The following is a 20,501-nucleotide window of genomic DNA, read 5'->3' as shown; positions in this document are numbered from 1 at the left end:
ATAGTGCTGAACTGCAGCCAGCCTGACGGAATATGGGTGCTTCATTTTAACCTCCGGATTCTGGATTGTTTGTCCAGGATCCGGGGTTCAGTGCATGGCCGCGCCCTCTGCACTCCCGGGCCCTGCGCCAGCCCAACCCGCCGCTTCGCGGTGCCTTCACTCATTCACGATTCCTGACGGACCGGTGTCGGTTCGCTCCTGCTCAGCGCCACCTCTCGCCGCATCCATGCGACTCGCCCTGGAATCCCTCATTCGCTCAGCGGTTTGGGATGTCGCCTCAACACCCGCGCTGCAGCATCAATGTATTATTTTGACTCACAGTCGCTGCAAATCCCGTAGGGTCGCCATTCATGGCGACCTGGTTTCACCGCGCATCCGCCTGCCATCCGCCGCCCAACGCCGCGATCAGACCAACGCTGCTGACCCATTGCGTGCTCTGCAGCGACAGCAAACTCTGCTGTGCGCTCAGGCTGCTGTTTTCGGTGGTGGCGACGTCGAGATAGTCGATCATCCCAGCATCATACTGATTGCGCGTCACGCGCGCGGATTCCTGCGCCGCGTCGGTTGCCGCCTGCTGCGAGGCGATTTCGCCCTGCAAGGTGTTCAGCTGCACCAGATAATCCTCCACTTCGCCCATGCCTGTCAGCACCGACTGGCGATAACTGGCGACGCTGGCATCATAGGCGGCGCGTGCCTGTTCCACTTTCGCTGAGGTGGCACCGAAATCTAACAGCGTGCCGCTCAGTTCCGGCCCCAAAGACCAGACACGATTGGGCAGCGAGAACAGGCTGTTGATCGCCGATGAACTCACGCCGCCGCTGGCGCTCAGCGTCAGGTCGGGATAGTAGCCGGCAATCGCCACGCCAACCGCCGCATTCGCCGCCGCCACGTTGCGCTCGGCGTAGGCGATATCGGGACGGCGCTGCAACAGCTGTGACGGCACGCTGTTCGGTATCGCGGGCATCGCCGCATCCAGCTTCGCCACCGGCAAGGAGAAATCCGCCGGTGCGCGGCCCAGCAGCAGCGCAATCGCGTGCTCCATCTGCGCACGCTGCCACTGATAATCCTGCGCTGAAGCGCGGGCGCTCTCCAGCTGCATCTGCGCCTGCGCTAAAGTGGCGCGCGATTCGCTGCCCGCCGCGTATTTGTTTTGAATCACCGTCAGATAGCGCTGATAAGCATCGATACTGCGCTGATAGAGCGCGATTTTTTCATCGATGATGCGCAGCTGGAAATAATCCTGCGCCAGTTCGGACTGCGCGCTCAGGGTGATATTCGCCAGCTCGGCCTTACTGGCTTCGGCGCTGGCGTTGTTCTCCTCCAGCGTGCGCCGCAGTTTGCCCCACAAATCCAGTTCCCAGCTGGCGCTGAGATCGGCGGCATGGCTGTTGCTGACGCTGCGTTGTCCGGTAGTGCTGGCGCGGCTGCCGCTGCGCGTGCTGCTGGCGTCGTAGCCCACCGACGGCAACAACTCCGCGCGTGATTGCCCAGCCAGCGCCTGCGCTTCGCGGTACTGCGCGGCATAGCTGGCGACGTTCTGGTTGGAGATGCTCACCTGTTTCAGCAGGCTGTTCAGCGTGGCATCGTGATACACCTGCCACCATTCACCTTTGCTGTTTGCATCCTGTGGCGTCGCCTGCGTCCAGCCTTTGGCTTCTTTGAAATGGGTCGGCATCGCCATCGTTGGGCGCTGATAATCAGGGCCAACCGCGCAGCCCGCCAGCAACATCACGGTGAGCAACGGCGTAATTTTCAGGGACATTTTCATCTATCGGGATTCCACATGACGCAACCGCAGCCACTGACGTTGCGTGGCGCGGCTCAAACGATCGAGCCAGAGATAAACCACCGGCGTAGTAAACAGAGTCAGCAGCTGGCTCAGCGCCAAACCACCGGCAATCGCCAGCCCGAGCGGGCTACGTAAGTCGGCATCGCCGCCGCTGCCCAGCGCCAGCGGCAGCGCGCCGAAGAACGCCGCCAGCGTGGTCATCATGATCGGTCTAAAACGCATCAAACAAGCTTGGGTAATCGCCTGCTGCGGCGTCATGCCTTTGCTGCGCTCGGCGTGAATCGCAAAGTCGATCATCATGATGGCGTTCTTTTTCACGATACCAATCAGCAGGATGATGCCGATCAGCGCGATCACCGTCAGCTGCGTGTTGGTGAGCAGCAGCAACAGCAGCGCGCCCACGCCCGCCGATGGCAGCGTTGAGAGAATGGTGATCGGATGGATGTAACTCTCATACAGCACGCCGAGCACGATATACACCGCCGCCAGCGCCGCGATAATCAGCCACGGCATGGTGGCGGTAAGCTGGGCGAACGCGGCGGCGGTGCCAGCAAAACCGGCCTGAATGGTGGAGGGTAAACCAAGTTGCGCCATCGCCTGCTTAATCAGCGCCTGCGCCTGTTCCAGAGAAACGCCATCATTAAGGTTGAAGGCGATGGTGCTGGTGGCGGATTGGCCCTGATGCGCCACCGACAGCGGTGCGTTGCCGCCTGTGAAGCTAGCGAACGCCGCGAGCGGCACGCGATCGCCGCTGTCGTTAATCACATACAGCTGCTGAAGAATCGCCGGATCGCGCGTGTAGCTATCCTGCAGCGACATCACCACATGATACTGATTAAGCGTGTGATAGAGCGTGGCGACCTGACGCTGGCTGAAGGCATTATTCAGCAGGGTATCGAGCATCTGCACGTTTACGCCAAACCGTTTGGCGCGGTCGCGATCGATGTTGATCACCACTTCCTGACCGCCGGTTTGCGAATCGGAATCGACGCTATTCAGCTGCGGAATCGCCGCCAGCGCCGCCTGCACTTTTGGCGTCCATGTGCGCAGCAGATCAAGATCGTCGGCCTGCAAACTGTATTGATAAGTGGCATTGGCGCTGCGCCCGCCGATATGCAGATCCTGCGCCGCCATCAGGAACATCTGCGCGCCGGCGATATGGCTGGTTTTCATACTAAGACGGTTCGCCACTTCGGTGGCAGTGGCATCGCGCTTGTCAAAATCCTTGAGCCGCACAAAGAAGTTGGCGCTGTTACGCGAACCGAACATGCCGCTGCCCATCGACGACATCACGCTATCCACCGCCGGATCGGACTGGATGATTTTGGTGAACTGCAGCATTTTCGGCTTCATCGCCTGGAAGGAGATGTTCTGGTCGGCACGCAGCGCGCCCATCAGCAGGCCGGTATCCTGATTGGGGAAGAAGCCTTTCTGCACCACGGAAAACAGGAACAGATTGAGCAGCACGGTCAGCACCAGGCTGAACATCGTCAGCTTTTGGTGCGCCATCACCCAAGCCAAGCCGCGCGAGTAAGCCGCCAGCAACGCATTAAGTTGGTTTTCGATAAACTGATACAGCGGATGCGGGCGTTGAGTGACTTTGGCTTTCGGCTTCAGCAAACGTGCGCACAGCATCGGCGTCAGGCTCAGCGAGACAAACATCGAGATCAGCAGCGATACCGTCAGCGTGACGGCAAATTCACGGAACAAGCGTCCGACGATGCTGCCCATCAGCAGAATCGGGATAAACACCGCAATCAGCGACATGGTCATCGACAGCACGGTAAAACTCACTTCCTGCGCGCCACGCAGCGCCGCACGCAGCGGACTGAGCCCTTCTTCGATATGGCGCGTGATGTTTTCCAGCACCACAATCGCGTCATCAACGACAAAGCCTGTGGCGATAATCAGCGCCATCAGCGACAGGTTATCGAGGCTGTAACCCAGCAGATACATCACCGCGCAGGTGCCAATCAGCGAGACCGGCAGCGCCAGCGCCGGGATAATCACCGCCTGCAAGTTGCGCAGAAACACAAACACCACGCCGATCACCAGCAGCATCGCCACCAGCAGCGTCTCTTCGGTGTCGTACAGCGAGGCGCGCACCGTCGGCGAGCGATCCACCACCACTTTCAGTTGAGTGTCGGCGGGCAGATCTTTTTCCAGCGCCGGCAGCTGCGCTTTAATGGCGTCAATGGTGTCGAGCATATTGGCACCGGCCTGGCGCTTAATGCCCACCATCACCGACGGCATAGCGTTGAGGAAACCGGCCTGATACTGATCTTCCACCGAATCATAAACCGTGGCGACATCATGCAGCCGCACCGCTTTGCCCTGTTTATACGTGACGATCAAATCCTGATACTGCGCGGCTTTATCCAGCTGGCCGTTGCTGTCCACCACCCACGACTGGCTGCTGCCCTGCAGAATCCCTTTCGGCTTATTGGTGGTGCTGTTGGCGATGGCGCTGCGCACCGTATCCAGCGAAATGCCGAACTGGGTCAGCTTCAGCGGCTGCAGATCGATACGCACCGCCGGTAAGGCGCTGCCCATCAGCGACACTTCACCCACGCCTTTTACCTGTCCCATCGCCTGTTCAATTTTGCTTTCGGCCAGATCGTAAAGTTCGCCCGGCGTGCGCGTGGCGGAAGTCAGCGCCAGCATCACAATCGGCGCATCGGATGGATTGGCTTTGCGATAGGTCGGCAGCGACTCCATTGCGCTCGGCAGTAAACTGCGTGAGGCGTTGATCGCCGCCTGCACGTCACGCGCCGCGCCATTGATGTCGCGATCGAGATCAAACTGCAAAATCACGCTGGTCGATCCCTGCGAACTGCTGGAGGTCATCTCGGTGACACCGGCGATCTGCCCCAGCGAACGTTCCAGCGGCGTGGCGACGGTGGCCGCCATGGTTTCCGGGCTGGCACCGGCCAGGCTGGCGCTTACCATAATGGTAGGGAAATCCACCTGCGGCAGCGGCGCGACCGGCAGCAGCCGATAGCCCAACGCGCCTAGCAGCAGGATCGCCAGCGTCAGCAATAATGTGGCAACCGGGCGGAAGATAAACAGCCGGGTGAGGTTCATCGCTCGCCCCGCGCCTGCTGCTGCTTGCGCTGCATGTAGCGCTTGCCGCGCTGCGCGATGCCATCAAACCACAGATAAATCACCGGCGTGGAGAACAGCGTTAGCACCTGGCTAACAATCAAACCGCCGACAATCACTAAACCCAGCGGCTGGCGCAGCTCGGCTCCGGAACCGGACGCCAGCATCAGCGGCAGCGCACCCAGCAGCGCCGCCATGGTTGTCATCAGAATTGGGCGGAAGCGCAGCAAGCACGCCTGATGAATCGCGTCCCGCGCGCTCATGTGCTGCTTGTTTTCCGCCTCCAGCGCGAAGTCGATCATCATAATCGCGTTCTTCTTGACGATACCGATCAGCAGGATCACGCCAATTAGCGCGATCAGGCTAAACTCGCTGCCCGCCAGCAGCAGCGTCAACAGCGCGCCGACCGCCGCCGACGGCAGCGTCGAGAGAATGGTCACCGGATGGATAAAGCTCTCGTACAGAATGCCGAGCACCACATACATAGTGATTAATGCCGCCAGAATCAGCCACAGCGTATTGCCGGTGGCGCTCTGGAACGCCGAGGTTTCGCCCTGATAACGCAAGGTGATGCTCGACGGCAGATTGAGCTGCTGCGTCACTGCGGCGATCGCCTTCTGCCCCTCTTCCAGCGAGTAACCGCTGTTGAGATTGAACGACACCATCACCGCCGGGAACTGATTAAGGCGCATATGCATTAGCGAACCGGTGCGCTGATGAATAGTGGCGATGGAAGTCAGTTTCACCATGCCGGTGGTAGTGGTTGTGGTGGTGTCATCCGTGGAAGACGTTGTACTGCTGGTCACCGGCAAATAGACATCATCAAACGAGGCTGGCGATTGCTGATACTGCGGCGCCACTTCCAGCACCACGCGATACTGATTGGCCTGCGTAAAGATGGTCGAGACCAGGCGCTGACCGAAGCTGTTGTACAACGCGGTATCGACGTCGGCGGCGGTAATGCCGTAGCGCGCCGCTTTATCGCGGTTGAGTTCGACGTAAGCCACACGCCCTTGATCCTGCAGGTTGCTCACTACGCCGTTAAACTCCGGACGCTGCTGCAAGGCGGCGACCATCTTCGGCGTCCAGCTCACCAGGTTTTCGCTGTCGGCATCATCCAGCGTGAATTGATACTGGCTCGGCGATACCTGATCGTTGACGGTCAAATCCTGCGCCGGTTGCAGATAGAGCTGAATGCCCGCCACCTGCTGCGCCGCCTGTTGCAGCTGTTTGATCACCACGTCGGCTTTGTCATCGCGATCGCCAAATGGCTTGAGATTGATCTGGATGCGCCCGCTATTCAGGCTGGTGTTGCTGCCATCAATACCGATGGTTGAAGACAAACTCTCCACTGACGGATTTTGCAGAATCACCCTCGCCAGCGCCTGCTGCCGCTTCGACATCTCGCTAAACGACACATCCTGCGACGCCACGGTGACGCCCTGAATCAGTCCGGTATCCTGCGTCGGGAAGAAGCCTTTTGGGATAGCGATATACAGCAGCGCGGTAAGCGCAAAGGTCGCCAGCGCCACCAGCAGCGTCAGCTTCTGATGGTTCAGCACCACCGTCAGCATGCGGTCGTAGCCGCGTACCAGCTTGTCGAATAGCTCGCCGCCTTTACGCGAGAAGCGCGACTGTTTTTCCGGCGGAATGTGCTGCAGCAAATAGGCGCACAGCATTGGTGTCAGCGTTAGCGATACCACCATCGACACCAGAATCGACACCGCCAGCGTAATGGCAAATTCGCGGAACAGCCGCCCAACCACATCGCCCATAAACAGCAGCGGAATCAGCACCGCAATCAGCGAAAAAGTCAGCGAGATGATGGTGAAGCCAATCTGCTGCGAGCCTTTCAGCGCCGCCTGCATCGGCGTTTCGCCCTCTTCCAGCCGCCGTGAAATGTTCTCCACCACCACAATCGCATCGTCGATAACGAAGCCGGTGGCGATGGTCAGCGCCATCAGCGACAGGTTATTCAGGCTGAAGTCGGCCAGATACATCACGCCGAAGGTGCCAATCAGCGACAGCGGTACCGCCACGCTGGGAATCAAGGTCGCCGCCACGTTGCGCAGGAACAGGAACGTCACCATCACCACCAGCGCCACCGACAGCATCAGCTCAAACTGCACGTCGCTGATCGAGGCGCGAATGGTTTGCGTGCGATCCGACAGGATGCTCATCTTCACGCCATCCGGCAGCGCCGCCTGCAATTTCGGCATCTGCGCTTTGATGCTGTCCACCACCTGAATCACGTTGGCGCCCGGCTGGCGCTGCACGCTGATCACAATCGCCGGACTGTTGTTGGCCCACGCCGACTGGAAGCTGTTCTCCGGTCCCTGTTCGATATGTGCGATATCTTTCAGCCGCAGCGCCGCGCCGTTTTGGTAAGTGATAATCAGATTGCCGTACTCATCGGCGGTGCGCAGCTGATCGTTGGCGTCGATGGTGACCGAGTGATATTTGCCGTCGAAGCCGCCTTTCGAGCCGTTCACGTTGCTGTTACTGATTAGCGTGTTGACGTCCTCCAGCGACAGCTTGTGCGCTGCCAGCGCTTTCGGGTCCATCTGCACGCGAATCGCCGGTTGATGGCCGCCCGCCAGCGTCACCATGCCGACGCCGTTAATCTGCGACAGCTTGAGCGCCACGCGCGTGTTCACCAGATCCTGCACCTGCGTCAGCGGCAGCGTGTCGGAACTGACCGCCAGCGTAATCACCGCCGTATCAGCCGGATTGACCTTTTTGTAGGTTGGCGGATTGGGCAGATCGCTCGGCAGCAAATTATTGGCGGCATTGATCGCCGCCTGCACTTCCTGCTCGGCGACATCAAGAGACAGATCGAGGCTGAACTTCAGCGTGACGATCGACGATCCGCTTGAGCTGGTCGACGTCATCTGGCTCAGGCCGGCCATTTGCCCGAGCTGGCGCTCCAGCGGCGAGGTGACGGACGACGCCATCACATCCGGGCTGGCACCGGGATAAAGCGTGGTGACCTGAATGGTCGGGTAATCCACCTGCGGCAGTGCCGAAGTAGAAAGAAAGCGATAGGAGAAGGTCCCGGCGATCAGCACGCCGACCATCAGCAATATGGTGGCGACCGGACGCTGGATAAACAGGCGAGACGGATTCATTTGGCCTCGGCGGTCGCGGTAGTTTTACTCTCATCCGCCAGCTGCACTTTGCTGCCGTTGGTCAGGCGATCGATGCCTTCGGTCACCAGACGATCGCCCGGCTCCACCCCTTTGAGGACCGCCTGCTGATCTTCACCAAACGTTGGCCCGGTGGTGACCGCTTTGCGCGTCACGGTGTTGTCTTTATTGATGACAAACACGAAGCTGCCGTCGCTGCTCAACTGCAGCGCCTGCGCCGGGATCACCGTGGCGTTTTTCAGGATGTTGGTTTGCAGACGCAGATTGACGAACTGATTGGCAAACAGCGATTCGTCTTCATTCGGGAAAGTGGCTTTCAGCTCGATGGTGCCGGTGGCGGTATCGATCTGGTTGCTAATGAACTTCACCTCGCCCTGCGCCAGCGCACTGCTGTTGTCCTGATCGTAGGCGGTGGCGGGCAGACTTTGTCCGCCGTGCAACGCTTTGGTCAACTGCGGAATGTTGCCCTGCGGCACGCTAAAGGTCACGGCGGCGGGCTGCATCTGCGTCACCACCACGATGCCGGTGGTATCGGTGGTTTGCACCATGTTGCCGGGATCGACCAGACGCAAACCGACGCGTCCGCTGATCGGCGAGGTGATGCGCGCATACTCGATATCCAGTTTAGCGCTGGCGATCTGCGCTTCATCGGCGGCGACCGCGCCTTTGTACTGCCCGACGGTGGCAGTTTGCGTATCAAGATCCTGGCGTGATAGCGAATCCTGCGACGCCAGTTTCTGATAGCGCACCAGCGTTAACTGTGCGCTTTTCAGCAACGCCTGGTTCTGATTGAGATCGCCCTGATACTGCGCCAGCGTGGCTTGATAGCTGCGCGGATCGATCTGCGCCAGCAGCTGTCCAGCGCTGACTTTCTGCCCTTCAGTGAAGAACACCTTTTCCAGCTGACCGGCCACGCGGCTAGTCACCGTGACGCTGGCATTGGGGATCACCGTGCCGAGCGCGTTGAGGTATTCCGGCACATCGGCAGTTGTGGCGATGCCGCTATGCACCAGCGTTGCGCCGCCCATCATCATAGCCATGCCAGGCGGGCCCCCCGCGCCACCGCGATGACCGCCACGTCCGCCTTTCTCACCGCCCGGCGGCATGCCGCCATGTCCGCCGACCACGCGCCAGATCACGCCCGCCACAATCAACAGCACAACTAACAGGAGCAGCCATTTCAGCCAGCGAGAGAACGTGGAGCGGGAAGCGTTAGGAGTCATCAGGATCTTCAAGTCAGCAAGAAAAAGGAAAATCCCCGGTAAAACAGGGGATTATTTCAAAGGGATATCATCACTGCGCGCATTATCGGTTGAATGCCCGCGCGAATTCCATACGCGAACCGTAAGGGTTTCGTTAAGGCGATTAAGATTTCCAGCCGCCGCCTAACGCCTTGTACAGGGTGATTTTCTGGCTCAGCTGGCCCAGATGCGCGCTGATCAGCGACTGCTGCGAACTGTAAAGCGATCGCTGGGCCACTAACACATTGAGATAATTGTCTACGCCTTGCTTGAAGCGCAAAGCGGAATAGTCGTAGTCGCGCTGATTCGCGCCAACCTCCTGTTGCAGCGCCGTCAGCTGATCCTGCCAGGTATCCTGACCGGCCAGCGCATCGTTCACCTCTTTGAAGGCGGTTTGAATCGCTTTCTCGTAATCAGCTATGTCGATGCGTTTTTCGATATGCGCGATATTCAGGTTGGCCTCGTTTTTACCGCCGTCAAAAATCGGCAGATTAATCGATGGCATGAATGACCATGCGCCGGTGCCGCCGCCCAATAGGCTGCCAAGCGAACTACTGGTGGAGCCGCCGGACGCGGTCAGCGTGATGCTCGGGAAGAAGGCGGCACGCGCCGCGCCGATATTAGCGTTGGCCGCCTTCAGCGTGTGCTCCGCCGCCATGATGTCCGGGCGACGCGTCAGCAGATCCGACGGCAAGCCAGCCGGCGTGGCCGGGAACTGCCAGTTGGCGTCCAGCGTAGCGTGCGACAGCAGCGTGGCGGGCAGATCGGTGCCGACCAGCAAGCGCAGCGCATCGACATCCTGCCGCACCTGCCGCGTGTAACTCGCCACGTCGGCCTGCGCCGCGCGCACCGTGCTTTCGGCCTGCGCCAGATCCTGATCGCTGCTGGCACCGCCGTCGTAGCTGAGTTTGGTCAGGCGATACGACTCCTGCTGGCTTTGCGCGGTACGTTGCGCCAGATGCAGCAGATCGTTATCCGAACTCAGCGTCAGCCACGCCGTCGCCACTTCCGCAATCAGCGAGATGCGCGTGGCGCGCTCGGTGGCGGCGCTCGACAGATAGGTTTCCTGCGCCTGATCGCTCAGGCTCTGCAGGCGGCCAAAGAAATCCAGCTCCCACGACGTCACACTCAAGCCGCTGTTCAGTTCGTGATAGGTCACCGCGCCGCTGGTTTTGGTGTTGTAGAGATTGGCCGGTTCATGCGCCGAGGTTTGGCTGGCCGTGGCGTTGATCGACGGCATCAACGCCGCGCGCTGCACCGTGACGCCCTGCTGCGCCTCTTGCACATTCAGCGCCGCTACGCGCAGGTCGCGGTTGTTGTCGAGCGACAGCTGAATCAGGTTGCGCAGCGTGGCATCAGTGAAGAAGTTCTGCCACGGCAAATCCGCGACGTTGCCGACCGGCGTCGCCTGATCGTATTTAGCATCCACCGGCAGCGCTGGGCGCTGATAGTGCGGCGCCAGCGTACAACCGGCCAATGCCAAAGCCAGCGGCAACAGCGCCAGACGGAAATTTTTAGTGTTCATTTTTAACTTAAGCATTCAAGTGCCTTTGTATGAAGGTGCGCATAAATGCGCACCCTACGAAAACCTGTAGGGTCGCCATTCATGGCGACCGTTTAACTGTCTTGCACGGTCTCTGCTGCGGCTTTTTTCTTGCGCGCAAAGAACTGCGAAACCACCACGTAGAACATCGGCACAAAGAAAATGGCGAGGAAAGTCGCGGTGATCATCCCGCCTGCCACCGCCGTACCAATTGAGTGCTGGCTGCCTGCGCCCGCGCCGTTGGAGATGGTCAGCGGCAGCACGCCGAGGATAAACGCCATCGAAGTCATGATAATTGGACGGATACGCAGCCGCGCCGCTTCCACCGCCGCTTCCACCAGCGTTTTGCCCTCGCGCTCATGCAGCTCTTTGGCAAACTCGACGATAAGAATGGCGTTCTTCGCCGCCAGCCCGACCGTGGTCAGCAAGCCAACCTGGAAGAACACATCGTTCTGCAAGCCGCGCAGCAGCACCGCGCTAATGGTGCCGAGAATGCCGAGCGGCACCACCATGATCACCGAGAACGGAATCGACCAGCTCTCGTACAGCGCTGCCAGACACAGGAACACCACCAGAATCGAGATCAGATAGAGCTGCGTGGTTTGGCTGCCAGAGGCTTGCTCCTCATAAGAAATGCCGTACCACTGCACGCGGAACCCGTGCGGCAGCTGCTTCGCCAGCTGCTCCACCGCCTTCATCGCTTCACCGGTACTTTGGCCCGGCGCAGGCGATCCGAGGATCTCTTCGGCGGTTAGGCCGTTAAAGCGTTCAAAGTGCGGCGAGCCATACACCCATTTACCCGAAGCAAAAGCGGAGAATGGCACCATGGTGCCGCTGCTGTTGCGGAAGTACCATTTGTCGAGATCGGACGGCGTGACGCGTGAGTCCGCTTTGCCCATCAGATAGACCTCTTTCACGCGGCCGTTATACATGAACTGATCGATGTAGCTGGAGCCCCACGCCACCGACAAGGTGTTGTTGATGTCGGTCATGCTCAGACCAAGCGCGCTGGCCTTCTCATCATTGATCTCCAGCTGATACTGCGGCTCATCTTCCAGCCCGTTGAGACGCACCTGCGCCAGATGCGGATCTTTGTTCGCCAGCGAAATCAGCTGGTGCGCGGCATCCATCATCTGCTGATGGCTGTGCGCGCCGGTATCCTGCAGATAGAGGTCGAAGCCGGTGGCGTTGCCCAGCTCCATCACCGCTGGCGGCACCATGGCGAAGATTTTGGCGTTCTGATAGTTGGCAAAGTGCGCCATCACGCGGTTCGCCAGATCCTGCACGCTTTGCCCGCTGTGCGTGCGGTCGCCCCAATCTTTCAGGCGCACAAAGGCCATGGCGTTGCTCTGGCCGCGACCGGCAAAGTTAAAGCCCGCCACGCCGAAAGTGGTGGTCACCACCGACGCTTCGTTCTGCTGCAGATAAGCGTTGAGATCGTTGATGACCTGCTGAGTACGCTGCGACGACGAATTCACTGGCAGCGTGATCTGCACCATCATCAATCCCTGATCTTCGCCCGGCAGGAAGGTGGTCGGTACGCGGGTGAACAAAAAGCCCGTCACGCCGACGATCACCAGATAGATCACCAGGAACAGGCCGCGACGGGAAATCACTTTGCTGACGCCGTTGGTGTAATGCATCGCGCCGCTGTCGAACTTGCGGTTAAACCAACCGGCGAACCCGGTGGTTTTATGCTCCGCCGCCGCCGGTTTCAGCAAGGTGGCGCACAGCGCGGGCGTGAAGATCAGCGCCATGATCACCGACAGCGCCATCGCCGAGACGATGGTGACCGAGAACTGGCGGTAAATCACGCCGGTCGATCCGGAGAAAAACGCCATCGGCAGCAGCACCGCCGACAGCACCAGCGCGATGCCAAACAGCGCGCCCTGAATCTGCTGCATCGACTTGATGGTGGCAGCTTTGGGATCGAGATGCTCTTCGTGCATCACACGCTCGACGTTCTCCACCACCACAATGGCGTCATCCACCAGCAGCCCGATGGCCAGCACCATGCCGAACATGGTAAGGGTATTAATGCTGTAACCAAACGCCGACAAGATGCCGAAGGTGCCCAGCAGCACCACCGGCACCACCAGCGTGGTGATCAGCGTGGCGCGCAGGTTTTGCAGGAAGATCAGCATCACGAAGAACACCAGCACTACCGCTTCGATCAGCGTTTTCACCACCTCTTCAATCGAGGCGCTGACTACCGGCGAGGTGTCGTACGGATACTGAATCTCGACGTTATCCGGCAGCGAATCTTTCAGGTCGGCGATGGTTTGGCGCACCGCTTTGGCGGTATCCAGTTCGTTGGCACCGGTTGCCAGACGCAGCGCGATACCGGCGGCCGGTTTGCCGTTCATGGTGGCGTCGATGCCATAACTTTGCGGCCCGAGCGCCACGCTGGCCACATCTTTCAGCCGCACCTGCGAGCCGTCGCTGTTCACTTTCAACAGCACATTCTCAAACTGCTGCACGGTGGTGAAACGGGTTTTGCCGAGGATCGTCGCCTCGGTTTTTGCGCCCTGAATGGTCGGCAATCCGCCCAGTGAACCGGACGACACCTGCACGTTCTGGTTATCAATCGCGGTGGTGACATCGCTCGGCATCAGGTTGTATTTGTAGAGCTTGGCCGGATCGAGCCAGATGCGCATCGCGTATTCGGATCCCAGCACCATGAAGTCGCCGACGCCCGGCGTACGCGAGATTGGATCTTCCAGTTTCGACACCAGCATGTCGGCCAGATCGCCGTTGGTCAGCTTGCCGTCTTTGGAGATCAGCCCGATCACCATCATGAAGTTTTTCTGGTACTTACGGATACGAATGCCTTGCTGCGTGACATCGGTGGGCAGTTGCGACTCCGCCAGCGACACGCGATCCTGCACCTGAACCTGGGCGATGTCAGGATTGATGCCCTGATTAAAGGTGGCGATGATCTGCGCGCTGCCGTCCGAGGCGCTGCTCGATTCCAGATAACGCAAACCATCCAGGCCGTTCAGCTGCTGCTCAATCACCTGCACCACGGTGTTTTGCGTGGTTTCGGCGCTGGCGCCCGGATAGGTCACCGAGATAGAGACCGCCGGCGCGGAGATGTTGGGATATTGATTGACCGGCAAACTGATGGCGGCAATCGCACCCACCAGCATCACGATAATCGCGATAACCCAGGCAAAAATTGGACGTTCAATAAAAAACTTCGACATGCCGCCCCCTTATTGCGCTGCTGCGTCAGTCATCGAAAGACTCACCGCATTGGCGGATGGCGTGTCATTGGTGTTGGCAGCGGTAGTGGTGACTTTCACCCCGCTGCGCACGCTTTGCAGGTTGTTCACCACCACGTTTTCCCCTTGCTGCAGGCCCGACGTTACCAGCCATTCGCCTTTGATCATCTCGCCGGTGTGGATGCTGCGCTGCTCAATGGTGCCGTCGCTTTTCACCACATAGACATACGGCTGGCCTTTGGTGTCATGCATGATCGACTCTTGCGGCAGCAAAATGCCTTGCTGCTGAATGCCCTGCGGGAAGCTGGCGTGCACATACATGCCCGGCAGCAGTTCGTTGTGTGGATTCGGGAACACCGCGCGCAGCACCACGGTGCCGGTGGCGGTATCGACGTTCACTTCCGAGAACGCCAGCTTGCCCTGCTCGGCGTACTGGCTGTTATCTTCCAGCGACAAGCCCACTGCGGCAGTGTTGTCGGCCACTTTAGCGATCTTGCCGTCGGCCAGCGCGCGGCGCAGGCGCAGCAGATCGGTGGAGGATTCGCTGACATCGACATAGATCGGATCAAGCTGAGTGATGGTGGCGAGATAATCGGTTTGCCCGTTGGTGACCAGCGCACCTGCGGTGTACAGCGAGCGGCTGATGTGGCCGGAAATCGGCGCTTTCACCAGCGTGTAATCGAGATTCACTTTGGCGGTTTCCACATCGGCCTGCGCTTCACGCGCGGCGGCGACCGCATCGTCGTAGGTTTGCTGGCTGATGGCGTGCGCGTTGGCCAGCGGCTGATAGCGCTTCACCACCATCGCATCGTTCTGCCAGGTCGCCATCGCTTTGTCGTAGGCCGCTTTGTAGGTGGCCGGATCGATTTGATACAGCGGCTGGCCGGCTTTCACTTCACCGCCCTCAGTGAACAGGATTTTTTCAATCACGCCGCTCACCTGCGGACGCACCTGCGCGGTTCTTACCGCCGTGGTTCGGCCTGGCAATTGGCTAACAAGCGTAACGGGTTGCGCTTTCAGGTTGACCACGCCCACTTGCGGGGTGGCGGATGCGGCGGGCTTTGCTCCGCCCTGGTCACAGGCTGCCAGTAAAAACACCACGCTGGCAGAAAGAAGTTTCAGGCGCATAGTTGTTCTCTAAAAGATAGGAAGGGAATAGCCACGAAGGTAATGACTCAAAAAGTCATTGTAGGGAGGCGGGTTAAGCGAGGTTGTTAAGGTTGCGTAAAATATATTTTCCAAAGGAAAATGGTAAACCTTTCGTGCCATAAATCGTTGGGATTTTTAGCTTTTCGCGGGTTTTTGATGGCGATTCCGTCCATGCATATCGCACCCGTAGGGTCGCCATTTATGGTGACCGTTCCGAAGGCCGCACAGTACGGCCATTGGCAAGGTCGTCATGAATGACGACCCTACGGTTATCCCTTCGGTTCGATGCCGCGACGTCGCAATTCGCGGCGCGCCAGCTCTTTTAACCAGCACGACAGCGTGACGTTATCGTCGTCGGTCACACTGCGCAGCTGTTCATGCAGATCCGGATGAATACGTAATTGAAACGCCGAGGATCGGCCCTCGCCTTTTGGCGTGCGGTCTTTGGTTTTTGGCATTGCGGGTGGCCTCAACGAATCGCAATAAAAAATCGCCCCCTAAAGCGCTACCAACACTGTAAGGGGCTAGCGAACCGCCATGGAATGCGACATCGCGGTGCGTTACATACAGGTTACACAACCAGATATTTTTATGTTGCCGGGGAAGTGTTAAGACTCAGACAAGAGGTGTGAGCGAGTTCGCGCGGCAGTAAATAACAGGCAAAAAAAACCCACGCATCTGCGTGGGTCGGTGTAATAACAGGGTACTGCCAAAGCAGCTTGTTTCACACCCATCAATACCTCTGGGATGTCCATACTCGCACCGTTGAGCCGGTGAAAGACAGGTGCAAAAAGCAACGGTGTTTGGGGAAGTGAAACGAGGTGTGAATATTCTCCACACCTCACTTACACTTTTGATTTAACTAAGATTTTTCTGAAGAAGGTTTACTGTATATCGCGTCAGGTGCCACGTTCATGTGCTTGAGTACCGGGCCCATGATGTTGCCGAAGATCGGTGCCGCCACCGAGCCACCAAAGTGATCGCCAGCGGTAGGATGGTTGATCATCACCACCAGCGCCACTTCCGGATGGCTGGCAGGCGCGATGCCTGCGGTGTAGTTGATATAACCGCCATCATACTTGCCGCTGGTGCCCATCTTCTCTGCGGTACCGGTTTTAGTCGCCAGACGATAACCCGGTACAGCCGCTCTGACACCGGTGCCGCCCGGCAGCACGTCGCTCTCCAGCATGTGCACCACGGTTTGCACCACCTGCGGATTCGCCACCTGCTTGCCTAACACCGGCGGCGTCACTTTGGTGATCGACAGCGGACGATAGACGCCGTACGAACCGAGCGTGGCGTATTCACGCGCAATCTGCAGCGGCGTGACGCGCAAGCCGTAGCCAAAGGCGAAGGTGGCACGTTCGATATCAGCCCAGCGCTCGCGGTGCAGCGGGAAGTAACCCACGCTCTCGCCGGTCAATCCCAGCCCGGTAGGTTTACCCAGACCAAACGCCTGATAAGTATTCACCAGCGCTTCAGCGGGCATCGCCAGCGCAATGTGCGAGACGCCGATATCACTCGATTTCTGCAAAATGCCGGTCATGGTGAGGCGCGGCCAGTGGCCAACATCGCGGATCAGGTGGCCGTTAACGCTGTACGGCGTGGTATCGATCACCGAGTCGGCGCGCACCAGATGACGCTCCAGCCCTTCCATCACCACCAACGGTTTCACCGTGGAGCCAGGTTCGTAGCTGTCGTTGATCGCCGAGTTACGCATCTGCGCCGGCGTGGCGTTTTCATAATTGTTCGGGTTGAACGACGGATAAGAAGCCATCGCCAGAATTTCGCCGGTATCGATTTTCACCAATACCGCCGCGCCCGAATCCGCTTTGTTAAGCAGTACGCCGTCGCGCAGTTTGCTGTAAAGCGTGAATTGGTCGAACTTGTCGATGCTGAGCTGTACGGTTGGCGGCTGCTGTGGCGGCTGGTAATCGATCATCGCAATGATGTTGCCTTCGCCATCCTGACGATAAACCTCTTTGCCGGGATCGCCCTGCAGCACATGATCGAAGCCCTTCTCGATGCCGTTCAGGCCGTTGCTGTCGGCTCCCACGATGCCAATCAGCGGCGCGGCCGCTTCACTCATCGGATAGAAGCGGCTGTCGTTATATACCGAGCTGATGCCTTTCAGTTTCAGCTCAGCGATATCTTTGGCGATGCCGAGTTCGATTTTGCGGCCCAGATAGAGGAAGCGTTTTTTCGGGTTGGCGGTGATCGCCGCACGCAGATCTTCCGGACGCTGATTGAGCGCCGCCGCCAGATACGCCCATTTGGCGCTGGTGAAATCGGGATTCGCCTCCAGCACGCGCATTGGATCGGCGATGATGTCACGCGCCGGAACGCTCAGCGCTAACGCCTGGCCGTCGCGGTCCAGCAAGGTGCCACGGTTGGTCGGCAGCGTCACGGTACGCAGCGAGCGCTGATCGGCTTCGTGCTCCAGCATCGGATGCTTGATCAGCTGCAGGTCACCAACGCAGATCAGCAACAGCACCAGACAGCAGAAAACGCCAAGGCAAATCAGGCGAAAACGAAACGGGTTAAATGGCGCTTTTATCTGGTCTTTTCCCAGAAATTTTTTAATAGGAGGCATGGCAATCCGCTGCTGTAAGTGAATCTGAAGCTTATTGCTTGCAGTTATAAAGAAAGGTAAAGCGAGTTGACAGGAAAACTGTGTTTCGATTCGTTAAGCAAAAAAAAACCTGCGCATCTGCGCAGGTCGGTGTAATCAAGAAAACTTTTTGATGTTCACCCATCAATACCTCTGGGACCCTGACTGTAGCAAGGCGGCACGCTGGGAAACCATCTCCTAAACGCAACAGTTACCGGCAAAATGTAACCAGCGATGAGATTATTCGTTGCCCATTCACATCAGATGTTTTTTGATTTCCACCAGGCAACTCATGGCGTTAGGACCCTGGGTTAACGACGAGGTACCGATGTCTAATGTCAGTACATTCGGGTTGCCGGCGCGATCCCACGGCTGCCAGGCACGACCAAATCCGGGATCAAACCAGGCGCCGGTGGCGATGATCACTACGCCCGGCGTTAAACCGTCGGTCAGGCGCACACCGGCCAGCATGCGACCACGCGCGTTGCTCACCTCAATCTCATCACCGTCCTGAATATCACGCGTTGCCGCATCCTGCGGATGCATATACAGCGTCTCATGTCCGGCGGTTTTGTTGCCTTGCACCGTGGCGGTGGCATCCATCTGGCTGTGCAGACGATCGGACGGCTGAATCGAGATCATATGCAGCGGAAACTCGGCGCTGAGCGGCGCGCCCAGCCACTCCTGCGGCTCGCGCCACTCCGGATGTCCGGCGAAATCGTCCAGCTGATAATCGGCGATAGTCTGGCAGAACAGCTCAATTTTGCCGCTGGCGGTTTGAATCGGATGGCTGATCGGATCGGCGCGGAAATCATCCATAAACACGAACGGCTTGCCGCCTTCAGGGATCTCGACAAAACCGCGCTCCCAGAACTCACCGAACTCCGGGAAGGGAATATCACGGCGCGCATGCGCTACTGCGCACTGTTGATACAGATGCTCAATCCACTGCATCTCATTGCGCCCTTCGGTGAACACATCACGATAGCCCAGACGATCGGCGATATCGGCGAAGATATCGAAATCGTTACGCGCCTGATGCTGCGGCTTAATCGCCTGATGCATCGCCAGCACGAAACGATCGCGTGACGATCCGCCGATGTCGTTGCGCTCCAGCGTGGTGGTGGCGGGCAGCACGATATCCGCCATCTGCGCCGCTGGCGTCCAGACGATATCCTGCACAATCACCGTATCCGGGCGCTGCCAGCCTTCCACCAGACGATTGAGCTGCTGATGATGATGGAACGGATTGCCGCCCGCCCAGTGCACTAAGTGGATATCCGGATAGTGTTGGGTTTCGCCCTGGAATGCGTACGGCTGGCCGGGATTGAGCAGCATGTCGCTGATGCGCGCCACCGGAATCGACAAATTGCCTGGGTTCGGGCCGGTGCTCATCATCGGTGCCGGACCGTCTTGACGCGGATTGCCGACGCTGTTCATCGAGCCGTGACCAAAGGAGAAACCGCCGCCCGGCAAGCCCGGCTGACCGAGCATCGACGACAGCGCAATCATCATCCAGTACGGCTGCTCGCCGCGATGGGCGCGCTGAACCGAATAGGAGCAGGTAATAAAGCTGCGTTTGCCCATCAGCTGCTGCGCCAGCAGGGCAATGCGCGCCGCCGGAATGCCGGTAATGCGGCTGGCCCACTCAGGTGTTTTGGCGATGCCATCGCTTTCACCGAGCAGATAGCTGCGCAGCTGCGGCCAACCGGTGCAATGGCTGGCAAGGAAGCTTTCATCCAGCGCGTTACGCTGTGTGATTTCAAAACCCAGCGCCAGCATCAGCGCCACGTCGGTGTTCGGGCGAATTGGAATCCACTCGGCATTGACGAACGCCGGACAGTCATCGCGCATCGGGCTGATGTTGATGATTGGCGTGCCTTTAGCGCTAAGCTGCTCCAGCGCCGGTTTCAGGCTGTGCTGCCCCGCGCCGCCGGACGCCACCTGGCCGTTTTTCAGCGCCAGGCCGCCGAAGGCGATAAAGATGTCGGCGTGCTGCACCACTTCCGGCCAATCGGTCACGCGACCGGTCAGCGGCATGTAGGTGCCAATCACGTACGGCAGGAAGAACTGCGCCGCGCCCCAGCTGTAATTGCCTTGCTGATCGACACCGCCGCCGCCCTGAAAATAGAAGCGGCGAATCAGCGTGCGCGCGTGGTTGACGCGCCCGGCGGATGACCAGCCGTAAGAGCCGTTGAAAATGCCCGATGCGCCGTAACGATCGCGCACGCGGCGATTCTCTTCCGCCACCAAATCCAGTGCGGTATCCCAGTCCACCGCCACGAAATCTTCCCGCCCGCGTAAGGTGCGATCGCTGTTCTCGCGCGATTTCAACCATGAACGGCGCACCATCGGCTGGCGAATACGTTTATCCGAATAGACCAGTTCAGGAATGGTGTTGAGCATCGGCGACGGATCGGCATCGGCGAAGAAGGGTTCACAGCCAATCAGGCGATCGTTTTCAGTGACGGCAGTGAATGCGCCCCAGTGCGCCAAGTGTGGCACGCGAGTTTTCATGGTTTTTGGGTCCGGCAGGCAGGTGTCATTATGTCTGGCAGCATAACATGAGGCTGTAATTGAGCTAAAGCACGGCTGTGAGCGCCTGATTTTCCGTGCTTTTGCGACAGCGCTGGCATTCTGCCGGGTTGCTACAGGGTGGGTTTTCCGTAACACTGGTGGCATGTGTAAACGTTTTC

10 protein-coding genes are annotated in these 20,501 nt (G+C 58.9%); all 10 read right to left on the bottom strand.

What is annotated here, in order from left to right; all coding sequences use genetic code 11:
• Positions 1 to 364 precede the first annotated feature (364 nt).
• Positions 365 to 1,768 carry an efflux transporter outer membrane subunit gene (locus BM323_RS08880; RefSeq protein ID WP_008109086.1) on the bottom strand — a complete coding sequence of 468 codons (1,404 nt, stop codon included), beginning with the start codon at positions 1,766 to 1,768 and terminating at the stop codon, positions 365 to 367.
• A complete protein-coding gene (locus tag BM323_RS08875; RefSeq protein WP_008109085.1) occupies positions 1,769 to 4,873 on the bottom strand; it encodes an efflux RND transporter permease subunit in 3,105 nt (1,034 codons plus the stop codon).
• Positions 4,870 to 8,019, bottom strand: a complete 3,150-nt coding sequence (locus BM323_RS08870; RefSeq protein WP_008109084.1) for an MdtB/MuxB family multidrug efflux RND transporter permease subunit — start codon at positions 8,017 to 8,019, stop codon at positions 4,870 to 4,872. Before BM323_RS08870 ends, BM323_RS08875 begins: the two co-directional genes overlap by 4 nt.
• Positions 8,016 to 9,260, bottom strand: coding sequence for an MdtA/MuxA family multidrug efflux RND transporter periplasmic adaptor subunit (locus BM323_RS08865; RefSeq protein ID WP_008109083.1), 1,245 nt, complete (start codon positions 9,258 to 9,260; stop codon positions 8,016 to 8,018). Before BM323_RS08865 ends, BM323_RS08870 begins: the two co-directional genes overlap by 4 nt.
• 142 nt (positions 9,261 to 9,402) lie before the next feature.
• Positions 9,403 to 10,803 carry an efflux transporter outer membrane subunit gene (locus BM323_RS08860; RefSeq protein ID WP_036649699.1) on the bottom strand — a complete coding sequence of 467 codons (1,401 nt, stop codon included), beginning with the start codon at positions 10,801 to 10,803 and terminating at the stop codon, positions 9,403 to 9,405.
• Between the two features lie 92 nt (positions 10,804 to 10,895).
• A complete protein-coding gene (locus tag BM323_RS08855; RefSeq protein WP_008109081.1) occupies positions 10,896 to 14,027 on the bottom strand; it encodes an efflux RND transporter permease subunit in 3,132 nt (1,043 codons plus the stop codon).
• Between the two features lie 9 nt (positions 14,028 to 14,036).
• Positions 14,037 to 15,173, bottom strand: a complete 1,137-nt coding sequence (locus BM323_RS08850) for an efflux RND transporter periplasmic adaptor subunit (protein ID WP_008109079.1) — start codon at positions 15,171 to 15,173, stop codon at positions 14,037 to 14,039.
• 290 nt (positions 15,174 to 15,463) lie between these two features.
• Positions 15,464 to 15,652, bottom strand: coding sequence for a hypothetical protein (locus BM323_RS08845; RefSeq protein ID WP_008109078.1), 189 nt, complete (start codon positions 15,650 to 15,652; stop codon positions 15,464 to 15,466).
• A 404-nt stretch (positions 15,653 to 16,056) separates the two neighbouring features.
• On the bottom strand, positions 16,057 to 17,787 hold the full coding sequence (locus tag BM323_RS08840) for a penicillin-binding transpeptidase domain-containing protein (RefSeq protein ID WP_008109077.1): 1,731 nt from the start codon (positions 17,785 to 17,787) through the stop codon (positions 16,057 to 16,059).
• A gap of 273 nt (positions 17,788 to 18,060) precedes the next feature.
• Complete coding sequence (locus tag BM323_RS08835) at positions 18,061 to 20,322, bottom strand: molybdopterin-dependent oxidoreductase (protein ID WP_091003669.1); 2,262 nt, start codon at positions 20,320 to 20,322, stop codon at positions 18,061 to 18,063.
• Positions 20,323 to 20,501: the final 179 nt, after the last annotated feature.

The organism is Pantoea sp. YR525 (assembly GCF_900116775.1).
Classification (GTDB): Bacteria; Pseudomonadota; Gammaproteobacteria; order Enterobacterales; family Enterobacteriaceae; genus Pantoea; species Pantoea symbiotica.
This window is presented reverse-complemented; position numbering and strand designations above follow the sequence as displayed.

Bases quoted from the DNA above. Each gene is read 5' to 3' on its own strand.
- BM323_RS08845 (WP_008109078.1), bottom strand. From the start codon at position 15,652: ATGCCAAAAACCAAAGACCGCACGCCAAAAGGCGAGGGCCGATCCTCG.
- BM323_RS08865 (WP_008109083.1), bottom strand. From the start codon at position 9,260: ATGACTCCTAACGCTTCCCGCTCCACGTTCTCTCGCTGGCTGAAATGG.
- BM323_RS08855 (WP_008109081.1), bottom strand. From the start codon at position 14,027: ATGTCGAAGTTTTTTATTGAACGTCCAATTTTTGCCTGGGTTATCGCG.
- BM323_RS08835 (WP_091003669.1), bottom strand. From the start codon at position 20,322: ATGAAAACTCGCGTGCCACACTTGGCGCACTGGGGCGCATTCACTGCC.
- BM323_RS08880 (WP_008109086.1), bottom strand. From the start codon at position 1,768: ATGAAAATGTCCCTGAAAATTACGCCGTTGCTCACCGTGATGTTGCTG.
- BM323_RS08875 (WP_008109085.1), bottom strand. From the start codon at position 4,873: ATGAACCTCACCCGGCTGTTTATCTTCCGCCCGGTTGCCACATTATTG.
- BM323_RS08860 (WP_036649699.1), bottom strand. From the start codon at position 10,803: ATGAACACTAAAAATTTCCGTCTGGCGCTGTTGCCGCTGGCTTTGGCA.
- BM323_RS08850 (WP_008109079.1), bottom strand. From the start codon at position 15,173: ATGCGCCTGAAACTTCTTTCTGCCAGCGTGGTGTTTTTACTGGCAGCC.
- BM323_RS08870 (WP_008109084.1), bottom strand. From the start codon at position 8,019: ATGAATCCGTCTCGCCTGTTTATCCAGCGTCCGGTCGCCACCATATTG.
- BM323_RS08840 (WP_008109077.1), bottom strand. From the start codon at position 17,787: ATGCCTCCTATTAAAAAATTTCTGGGAAAAGACCAGATAAAAGCGCCA.